Annotated in this window: 13 protein-coding genes; 6 read left to right on the top strand and 7 right to left on the bottom strand. The window is 67.4% G+C overall.

Features of this window, described 5'->3' with window-relative positions:
- Positions 1–114 precede the first annotated feature (114 nt).
- Entirely contained in the window at positions 115–705 is a 591-nt protein-coding gene (locus MKL09_RS16505; RefSeq protein WP_244021861.1) for a phasin family protein, read from the bottom strand.
- Between the two features lie 713 nt (positions 706–1,418).
- Here MKL09_RS16505 and MKL09_RS16500 point away from each other — a divergent pair.
- Positions 1,419–2,162: an SDR family NAD(P)-dependent oxidoreductase gene (locus tag MKL09_RS16500; protein WP_244021853.1), complete on the top strand. Its 744-nt coding sequence runs from the start codon at positions 1,419–1,421 to the stop codon at positions 2,160–2,162.
- Positions 2,163–2,711: 549 nt separating this feature from the next.
- On the opposite strand, the gene MKL09_RS16495 is transcribed toward MKL09_RS16500, so the two are convergent.
- Entirely contained in the window at positions 2,712–2,924 is a 213-nt protein-coding gene (locus tag MKL09_RS16495; protein WP_244021851.1) for a hypothetical protein, read from the bottom strand.
- Positions 2,925–3,295: 371 nt separating this feature from the next.
- Between MKL09_RS16495 and MKL09_RS16490 the strand changes: the two genes are divergently transcribed.
- The 4 genes from MKL09_RS16490 (at position 3,296) to MKL09_RS16475 (ending at position 5,011) form a co-directional block, all read left to right on the top strand.
- A complete protein-coding gene (locus MKL09_RS16490; protein ID WP_244021849.1) occupies positions 3,296–3,556 on the top strand; it encodes a hypothetical protein in 261 nt (86 codons plus the stop codon).
- Between the two features lie 343 nt (positions 3,557–3,899).
- Entirely contained in the window at positions 3,900–4,211 is a 312-nt protein-coding gene (locus tag MKL09_RS16485) for a GCG_CRPN prefix-to-repeats domain-containing protein (RefSeq protein ID WP_244021847.1), read from the top strand.
- Between the two features lie 87 nt (positions 4,212–4,298).
- Positions 4,299–4,490, top strand: coding sequence for a DUF3606 domain-containing protein (locus MKL09_RS16480; RefSeq protein WP_244021845.1), 192 nt, complete (start codon positions 4,299–4,301; stop codon positions 4,488–4,490).
- Positions 4,491–4,687: 197 nt separating this feature from the next.
- Complete coding sequence (locus MKL09_RS16475; protein WP_244021843.1) at positions 4,688–5,011, top strand: hypothetical protein; 324 nt, start codon at positions 4,688–4,690, stop codon at positions 5,009–5,011.
- Positions 5,012–5,078: 67 nt separating this feature from the next.
- Here MKL09_RS16475 and MKL09_RS16470 read toward each other — a convergent pair whose 3' ends face one another.
- From MKL09_RS16470 to MKL09_RS16450, 5 genes are all read right to left on the bottom strand, one after another.
- Positions 5,079–5,309 (bottom strand): hypothetical protein, encoded by a 231-nt coding sequence (locus MKL09_RS16470; protein WP_244021841.1) that lies wholly within the window; start codon positions 5,307–5,309, stop codon positions 5,079–5,081.
- A gap of 30 nt (positions 5,310–5,339) precedes the next feature.
- Entirely contained in the window at positions 5,340–5,501 is a 162-nt protein-coding gene (locus MKL09_RS16465) for a YqaE/Pmp3 family membrane protein (RefSeq protein ID WP_244021839.1), read from the bottom strand.
- 512 nt (positions 5,502–6,013) lie between these two features.
- Entirely contained in the window at positions 6,014–6,301 is a 288-nt protein-coding gene (locus tag MKL09_RS16460) for a hypothetical protein (RefSeq protein ID WP_244021837.1), read from the bottom strand.
- 175 nt (positions 6,302–6,476) lie between these two features.
- Complete coding sequence (locus tag MKL09_RS16455; protein ID WP_244021835.1) at positions 6,477–6,761, bottom strand: hypothetical protein; 285 nt, start codon at positions 6,759–6,761, stop codon at positions 6,477–6,479.
- Positions 6,762–6,919: 158 nt separating this feature from the next.
- On the bottom strand, positions 6,920–7,180 hold the full coding sequence (locus MKL09_RS16450) for a hypothetical protein (protein WP_244021831.1): 261 nt from the start codon (positions 7,178–7,180) through the stop codon (positions 6,920–6,922).
- A 501-nt stretch (positions 7,181–7,681) separates the two neighbouring features.
- On the opposite strand from MKL09_RS16450, the gene MKL09_RS16445 reads away from it, so the two are divergent.
- On the top strand, positions 7,682–7,942 hold a 261-nt coding region (locus MKL09_RS16445), incomplete at its 3' end, for an MHYT domain-containing protein (protein ID WP_279605925.1).

The following is a 7,942-nucleotide window of genomic DNA, read 5'->3' as shown; positions in this document are numbered from 1 at the left end:
CGACGAGCGACGCCGCGAACGGCAGGTGCGCCACTATCAATCGCGTTGGTAGGAATCATCCGGTCGGCGGCGGACCGGCCTCGGATCGCGCTTGATACCGAGGCCGGGAGCGTCTCACGCCGGTACGTCGGCGGTTCGGTCCGTCATCGCCGCCAAAGCCTTCCCGGCCTCGTCGGCGGCCCGCATCGAACGCTCCGCGATGCAGCGGCTGTCCTTCAGGATGTGCTCCAGGTTCTCCCGGACGAGCTCGCCCTGGATCGCGCCGAATTCCTGGACGGACTTGGCTTGCATCAGGCGCTCCATCCCGTCGAAACTCCGCTTCCACTGGGCCTGGACCATCTCCATCCAGTTCTCGGACGATGACTGGAACGCCTGCATCAGCACCGAACGGCACTGCCTCACCGCTTCCATGTTCCGCCTCGACTGCGTCGCGAGCCGTTCGCCTTCCTCACCGGAGAACCCGAGCGTTTGGCTGAATCGCTCCGCGGCCTCCCGGGCCTGACGTGCGGCCGCGTCCAAACCGTTCGGCATCGGCCAGATGGCCTTGTCCGGGGCCGCCTTGACCGCATCGGGGATACCGTCCGGGTGACCGCCGTGCCGGGCGTCCGAACCGTTGCTCTGGGCGTTCATGCTCATCCTACTCTCTGGGCTGGGCTGATCGGGCTGCGCCGCGGCAAGCCGTCGGTCGTCCGAGGCGTCGCGCATCGGGACCAACCTGACCACGCCTGCCCTCGTCTCGAATGCGACCCTGGCGTCCGCCTGAGCGGGCCGGTCGTGCGGATCGATGCAGGCGTGGCGAGGCGTGGGCGTCCTCCGGTGTCGTCACGGGGTCGAGGCAGTGGCGCTTGGGCACGCTCGCGGTACCCGAACCCGCAAAGGCCCGATGCGCAGGAGTTGATTGGGGTCAGACAGGCCCGCGCATCGGCCCGACGAACGACGGATCGCCGGGGACATCTGATCAGCAGGCGGGCGGAACGAGCGGTCGAACCGTTTACGGTGACCGGCTGTGCAGAATCGCGGCTCGCGCCGGCCTCACATGGGGCTAGGCTGACTCCATCGGCGTCGCTCGACGGTACCGGGCGTGCCGGTCTTCCCGGCGATGGTCGGTGGCGGCGGGCGGCGTCGAACCAGGACGGCCCATGCCGTCGCGTCGTGACAATCCGCAGCGCGATCTCGACATCGGCACATGCCACGAAGCGGGCTGGCCCACCCGGTGGACCGTCGTCCGGTGGACTGGCGAATGCCGAGGCCGCGCCCGTGGGTCGGCGGCCGAGCCGACACTGACGGCCTCACGGTCCGGTACGGTCCACACCGGGGTCGCCTCCGTGGTTCCGCCCCCCGGAAACCCGCTCCCCTCCCGCCGACGATCATCCCTTATTCCCGGGGGATGCTTCCGATCAACGATCATGGAGATCCAGATGAGCAAGCTCGAAGGACGGGTGGCCGTCGTCACCGGAGCGTCGAAGGGCATCGGGGCCGGGATCGCGCTGCGCCTGGCGGCGGACGGGGCCAGCGTCGTGGTCAACTACGCGCGCAGCGAGGACGCTGCCGAGAAGCTCGTCACGACGATCAGGGCGGCGGGCGGACATGCCAAGGCGGTGCGGGCGGATGTGTCCCAGCCTGCGGAGATCAACGCGTTGTTCGACAAGGCGACCGCCGCCTTCGGGCATGTCGACATCCTCGTCAACAACGCCGGCATCTACGAGTTCGGTGACCTCGCCGGCATCACGCCGGACTCGATTGACCGGCAATTCGCGCTGAACGTGAAGGGGCTGATCCTCGCGACCCAGGCGGCGGCAAGCGTGTTTCCCCTGACCGGCGGCGTGGTGGTGAACATCTCGTCCGGCGCCGGCGTCACACCCATCGCCGGGGCGCAGGTCTACAGCGCCACCAAGGGCGCGGTCGACAGCCTGACCCGCTCGCTCGCCCTCGAACTTGGGCCGCGCGGGATCCGTGTCGTCGGTGTCGCGCCCGGCCTCGTCGCGACGGAAGGCACGAGCGGCATGGGCGAGGAGGGCGCGGCCCCGTTCGTTGCGCGCACGCCCCTCGGCCGCATCGGACGGCCGGCCGACATCGCCGCCGCGGTCGCGTTCGCCGTTTCCGATGATGGCGGTTGGATCACCGGTGAGACCATTCAGGTCGGCGGAGGCCTGCGGCTCTAGATCTGGGGCACCGCCCGAAACGAACCCCATCACGAGGCACGACACGACAAGCGATTACGGACTGCGCGTTCGAACGAGGTGTGATCCAATGCGACACGAATTGATCGTTCCGGCCCTTCTGGTTTTGGCTGTTGCCAGTCCGGCGCATGCGCAGCCCCATGATGACGGGCGGGCGCCGAGCGCCCTGTTTCACGGCAATTATTGTGGCCCGGGAAATAATGCTCCCGCAGCACCCATCGATGCTCTCGATGCGGCCTGTGCACGCCATGACGCTTGTACCCCCGGTGCCGGCTTCGCCACGAAAGCGTGCAATCTCCGCCTGCAACGCGAGGCCGAGGCCATCTCAAGAGATCCTCGGGAACCGAGCGATCTTCGGGCCCTTGCCGGTTTCGTGTCGGTCGGGATGTCGATGATGATATCTGCGCGTTCGGCGGGACCGAAGGAATCGGTCCGTCGATCCCCGGACGCAAATGTTCGGGTCGCAGGTCATCCGAAAGTATTCAAGTGGATTTGATGGTCTAGCGACGTCGTTCCCGAAGCCCGCGCGGATCAACGGCCAGCGAGTTCCGCCTCGCCGCGGCATGCGCCCAGCACCGACGGGATGATCTCGGAACCCGCCACTGCGGCCGCGATGGCACCGTCCTGTACGGTCGCCTTCAGGCGGCCCTCGACACCGACGGAAACCGGCTGTCGCCCGTTGCTGAACGACCCGGTTGGCTGATGCAAGGACTGGTCCTTCGGCAACGGTGAGGCTTCGCTCATCGGTCAGTAGCCGAGCCTACCCGCGGGAGGAGCGAGGGCGCCTCGCCGCGATCCACCACCCCGCCGGTACGAGTGAGCGGCGCGACCAGGACGCGCTGCACTGTCGGGTGGCGCTCACCGACCCGAAGGGTGTGAGACGCCTTCGAGCGAAGTGTGGACTTATGGCTACGATCCGTTCGGGCGTCCGCTCGAAAGCGGATTGCCGGGATCGTTGTTGCACGCCGCCGCGCAAGCGCTCCCCATCGTTTAATCCGTCTCGCCGCGTGCGGGTCGGCACGTCACGGCGGGGCGCGATGCACCATCTTAGTCTCGTACAAGACGAAGCGGGCTCGAACCACCGGCCTGTATTTTGTAGGAGCTGAGTTTTACCCATGAAGACCCGTATCGCCGCCGCCGTCACCGCGCTTGTCCTTGGCGTCGCTCCGATCTCGTCCGCCATGGCATCCAACGATGCGCGCTGGACCGGTTTCGCCCCCTATGAGGTCGAGACCACCGGCGCGCTGGGGCTCGGCGTCCACGACGCCCCCATGTACGATCGCTGCCCGATGAGCTCGGCGGCGGAGGGCAACGCGGACCAGCAGACCCGCCCCGTGAAGCAGTACGGCCAGACCACCGGCGGCTATCGGTGCTGATCCGCGGAGCAGGCATCACCGGATGGCGCTGAAAGCTTTTTCGTACGCGATGATCGGGGTCTTCGTCGGCGGCCTCACGATGACCCTGCTCGGGTCCGCCAGCATGCTGCTGGGCCTGTGACGCCGAAGCCGAGGCTATCGAGAGATCCGCTTGGATCGACCTGCGGCGGGGTGCGAGCCCCGCCGTTTTTCCGCGTCCTGCCGAAACTACACCGCGATCCGATCGCGCCACCTTCACCATCAGGTTGATGAACGACCCGACCAGAACGGGTTCAGGACGCCGGCTCCATTCTCCTGGCATCCGGTCCGGCCAAGGCAGCCGGCGGTTTCAGGAGGTCGTGTCATGGTGCGCTTCAAGACGCTCGGAATGGCCGTGATGTTCGCGGCGGGGCTCGCCACCGCGACGGCGGCGAACGCGGCTTCGTTCGGTTACGGCCCTCCCGAAGGCGGCGGGCTGATCGAGCGCGTCGCCGGCGGCTGCGGCCCGGGCTTCCATCCGAACCCGTGGGGCCATTGCCGTCCGAACGATCGCGGCTGGGGCTATGGCGGCCCGCGCGGTCCTTACGGCGGTCGCCCGGGATACGGCTACGGTGGCGGCTATGAGCGCGGCCCCGGCGGCTACGACGGCCCGCGCCGGTTCTACGGCGGCTGGTAACGGCCGGACGCGGCCGCGATCGATGCGACACGAAGGCCGCCGCTGAACCGGACGGGTTCAGAGGCGGTTCTCCCGCCGGAGGCCACCATGTCCGATCTGTCCCAAGAGCCGAAGCGCGTGAATGTCGAGGATCCGAGTTCGGCCGCCTATTGGGCGCGCCGTCTGCAGGTTCCGGTCGAGGATGTGACCGCGGCCGTGCATGCGGTCGGTGATGATCCGGCCGCGGTGGCGGCGCATCTCGACCGGCCCTGGCCTTACGACGGCAGCGGGATCGTGTAGGTCGCCGTGCCCGTTCGCGCCTCGGCCCGCGGGCCCATTTTGGCTTACCCACAACCCAAGAGCGAATTGATAAAGAATTACTATATCCCAGATAGAATTACCAGCCAAATGATCAAGCTGATACGCAGTAATTGCAACTGTGTGCGCTACGGCAATTGAGACATGCTTCGCACGACCTCCGTGCAGAGCGCGCATTGATGATCGATAAATCCTTGGACGACCAAGCCGGCGATCTCGAGCCTGGCTCCGAACAGGCGCAGGAAGCCAATGGCGTGGCTTTTCTACTCGCCAGCGCGGCCTATCTGGCCCTCGCCGACGCCTATCTGCGTCGGGAGGGCCCGCACGGCTTGGCGGTGATGGACGACATCGAGGACAGGATCGAGGGCGCGCTCCAGAGCTTCGTCGCCGAAACGTCCTACGACGAGGCGCGCCCCGACATCCTCGCGCACGCCACCGCCAAGATTCGCGCCCTGCTCGACGCTGGACGCTCGATGTCTCCCGGGCCCAGCTCTCTGCAATGACATGGCTCGTGCGCCGGGCAAGAGCGGCGGCGACCGCTCGGCCGCCCGCGCTTCCCACCACGCCCCGCTACTGACGCGGCGCGGGCGTCTGAGGTGATGTCCCCGGCTGGCCCGGTGCCTGCGGGCTCGGATCCTGCGGCGCCGGATTGGGCGCGGCCTGGTCGGTCTGCAGGCTCTGGTTCGCCTTGGTCTGGATCTCGTCGGCGGTCTGCTGGCTGATCACGCCGTAGGAGACGGCCGCCGCGAGCGCGACAGCGATGACCGCCCCGATGATCGTCTTGGTTAGCTTGGGCGGCATCAGGGCCTCCTCTCCATCACGGTCGGCGTGTCAGGCGGCTTCCCGGCGCGTGACCACCAGGGCCCAGATCGTCGCCGGGATCCAGCCGATGATCGTCAGGTGGAGGATGATGCAGAGGATACCCTGGATGACCTTCCCGCGCAGGAACATGGCGAGCCAAGGCGCGAGGAAGCAAATGATGATCATGATCATGGTTTGAAGGGCTCCTTGGCAGCTGACATAGGGAGCCGGTCCGTTTCAGGTAGGCCCGTGCCGTTCATGCGGCGTCTCGAGCGGGACGCATCGGGGATTAGACCCGGAAACCGGCCCGAGCCCGAAGCCGAGCATCTACCACGCATGCACGAGGTGCCCGCCGGCCAGCACGAGGACCGCGAGGGTCACGACCGAGATGCCGACCTTCCTGAACGCCCCGGCTGCGCGCGAGGGCCGCTTCCGGCCGTCCGGCGTCCTGAGGACCCGGATCTTCGGATCCGAGAGATGTTGCGTCAGGCTCTCGGGCAGCGGTCGCTGCGATGAGCCAGATCTGGACCGCCCCTTACGCATTCCGCGCCCCTGATCACAACCGATTCGCCGTCGATGCCGCGCTCGCGAAGCGCTGGAGCATCATCCCGAAAGATGGCTTCCGGATTTTGGAACACGACGATGCCGAACCAAAGACCTCGTGCTTCGTCCGGGTTCCGATATCGGCGACGATGCGCTCGGCCCTAGCCAACGGTCACCGCACCATCGACCGGATTCACTGCGACGACGCGCGGCCCGCGCACCTCGGAATCCCATTGCTCCCACGCAGACAGGGCCGCGTTGGCCGCCTCGACGATCGCGCCCGGAGAGCCGCTGCCGATCTGGGGGCGGATCGCCTCGACGAGCCGCGCCAGGATCGTCTGTTCCTCCATCGGGCGGTGCGGCATCGTCGCCTGCCGGCAGAACGCCGCGTAGACGTTCTCGGCGATCACACGGGCAGCGCGATCGGCGTCCGGCGTGTCGTGTGCCATCGTGGGTCCCCTGATAGCGCGTGGCTGCCTGCACCTAGTCGATCTAGGGCAGGGACCATCCGAGACAGCGGGTCCTCGCGCTTCGCCCCGCATATCGAAACCTGGACGATGCGCGAAGTCTTTGGCTTTGCATCATCTGTGTCCGAAAGCCGGAAACCACCTTTCGGGATGATGCCTAATCGTCATCGGCATCCTCCGGCGAGCCGGGCGGCAGGGGGCCGCCGTCGATGACGCCGGGATCACCGTCGTTAAAGGGCGGGCCGTCGAAGCCGACGACGCCGTCGGGATTGTCCGGGGTCACGTTCGGATCGACCTGAGGGCCGCCGTCGCCGCCGAGGCGCTTGTCGATCCGGTCCATCCGCCTGAGATCGCGCTGGACCGGGATGTCGCGCGGATCCTGAGCGAGCGCCTCCGGCGAGACCGAAAGCGCCATCAAGGCGCCGAAAGCCAGTAGCCGCATGTCGGATAGCCCTTCATCGTCAGGTGCGCGCCGCGGAGCGTCGCCAGCCGTATGGCCTTCTCCGAGCCAGAAGCCACAGTGACGGTGATTGGTCGGCGGATCAACGATAAGTGGCAGTCGTCCGCATGACCTGTTCGGGATGTCGTTAAGACCAGCCCTCAGTCGGCCGGGCATCCTTCGGCCCGCTCCCGCCGGCGGCGCTCTGCGTTCTGCTGCGCCTGCTCCTGCCAGCTGTCTTCGGGCGGCGTCATCTCGACCCGGCCGAAGTCGTCCCCCAGGATTGCCGGGCCAGGCGCGTCGGCCGGCAGCGACCCCGTGGTCCGCGGGTCGTCGCAGCCCAGGCCCAGCCGATCGCCTTCGGCCAGCGCAGGGGCGGCGCACACGATCAGGGTCGCAACGAACGCGAGGAGGCTTTTCATGCGTGCGGTCACAGCGTGCCGTCAAAGATCCGTTGACGGCGGGCGGAGCGTCGGATCGCGGACACCGGCAAGGCGTAGGGCGAAACGCTTAACGAAAAAGAGCCCGCCGCAGCTGATGCCGAGCGGGCTCGAAGGGGTCGTCTTGGGAGGTGGGTTGACCTACCGTGAGAACGCCCGGGACGGCATTGGCCTTCCGGCATGGCTGAAGCGCGCCGAGGGCATGTAACCGCTACGTTTGTACGCGTGAGCGGGGCCGCAGGTCTGATTTGAACTGTTCCAGGGCCCTCCGGCTCATGGCGCCGGCCGCGAAGACGGCGTCTATGAGCACTATAGCCGTCGCGGCGGTCGCAGCTTGCCCCGCAGAGCATCGCTCGGGGAAGGAGCCGGCGCGCGCGTCGCCCGAAAACCAGTAACCATGGCGAAATTACAACCGAATATGCAACTTCTGATTAGTATCGGCGCGCTATCGTGCTCCCGTGTTGTCGCACGGCGAGGCCTCCGATGTACCGCGCTCTGGCCTGCCTGACCGATCAGCACACCCCCTGGGTGGTCCCCCTGGCCGCCTGCGTCTGCTGGATCTCCTGCTACGTCGCCCTGCTGCTCGAACAGCGCGTCCGGAAGGGCGGCGCCTCGGCCCCCGCCTGGCTGCTGGCCGCCAGCTTCTCGGCCGGCGCAGGCATCTGGAGCACCCACTTCATCGGCATGCTCGGCTACGATCCCGGCGTCGTGGTCGGCTACGAGATGGCCACGACGCTGCTGTCG

The sequence above is a fragment of the Methylobacterium sp. J-048 genome (genome assembly GCF_022829515.1).
Lineage (GTDB): Bacteria > Pseudomonadota > Alphaproteobacteria > Rhizobiales > Beijerinckiaceae > Methylobacterium.
The sequence above is the reverse complement of the archived record's forward strand: the minus strand, read 5'-3'. Positions and strand labels throughout refer to the sequence as shown.

Bases quoted from the DNA above. Each gene is read 5' to 3' on its own strand.
- MKL09_RS16485 (WP_244021847.1), top strand. From the start codon at position 3,900: ATGGTGCGCTTCAAGACGCTCGGAATGGCCGTGATGTTCGCGGCGGGG.
- MKL09_RS16480 (WP_244021845.1), top strand. From the start codon at position 4,299: ATGTCCGATCTGTCCCAAGAGCCGAAGCGCGTGAATGTCGAGGATCCG.
- MKL09_RS16450 (WP_244021831.1), bottom strand. From the start codon at position 7,180: ATGAAAAGCCTCCTCGCGTTCGTTGCGACCCTGATCGTGTGCGCCGCC.
- MKL09_RS16500 (WP_244021853.1), top strand. From the start codon at position 1,419: ATGAGCAAGCTCGAAGGACGGGTGGCCGTCGTCACCGGAGCGTCGAAG.
- MKL09_RS16465 (WP_244021839.1), bottom strand. From the start codon at position 5,501: ATGATCATGATCATCATTTGCTTCCTCGCGCCTTGGCTCGCCATGTTC.
- MKL09_RS16460 (WP_244021837.1), bottom strand. From the start codon at position 6,301: ATGGCACACGACACGCCGGACGCCGATCGCGCTGCCCGTGTGATCGCC.
- MKL09_RS16470 (WP_244021841.1), bottom strand. From the start codon at position 5,309: ATGCCGCCCAAGCTAACCAAGACGATCATCGGGGCGGTCATCGCTGTC.
- MKL09_RS16455 (WP_244021835.1), bottom strand. From the start codon at position 6,761: ATGCGGCTACTGGCTTTCGGCGCCTTGATGGCGCTTTCGGTCTCGCCG.
- MKL09_RS16475 (WP_244021843.1), top strand. From the start codon at position 4,688: ATGATCGATAAATCCTTGGACGACCAAGCCGGCGATCTCGAGCCTGGC.
- MKL09_RS16505 (WP_244021861.1), bottom strand. From the start codon at position 705: ATGCGCGACGCCTCGGACGACCGACGGCTTGCCGCGGCGCAGCCCGAT.
- MKL09_RS16490 (WP_244021849.1), top strand. From the start codon at position 3,296: ATGAAGACCCGTATCGCCGCCGCCGTCACCGCGCTTGTCCTTGGCGTC.
- MKL09_RS16495 (WP_244021851.1), bottom strand. From the start codon at position 2,924: ATGAGCGAAGCCTCACCGTTGCCGAAGGACCAGTCCTTGCATCAGCCA.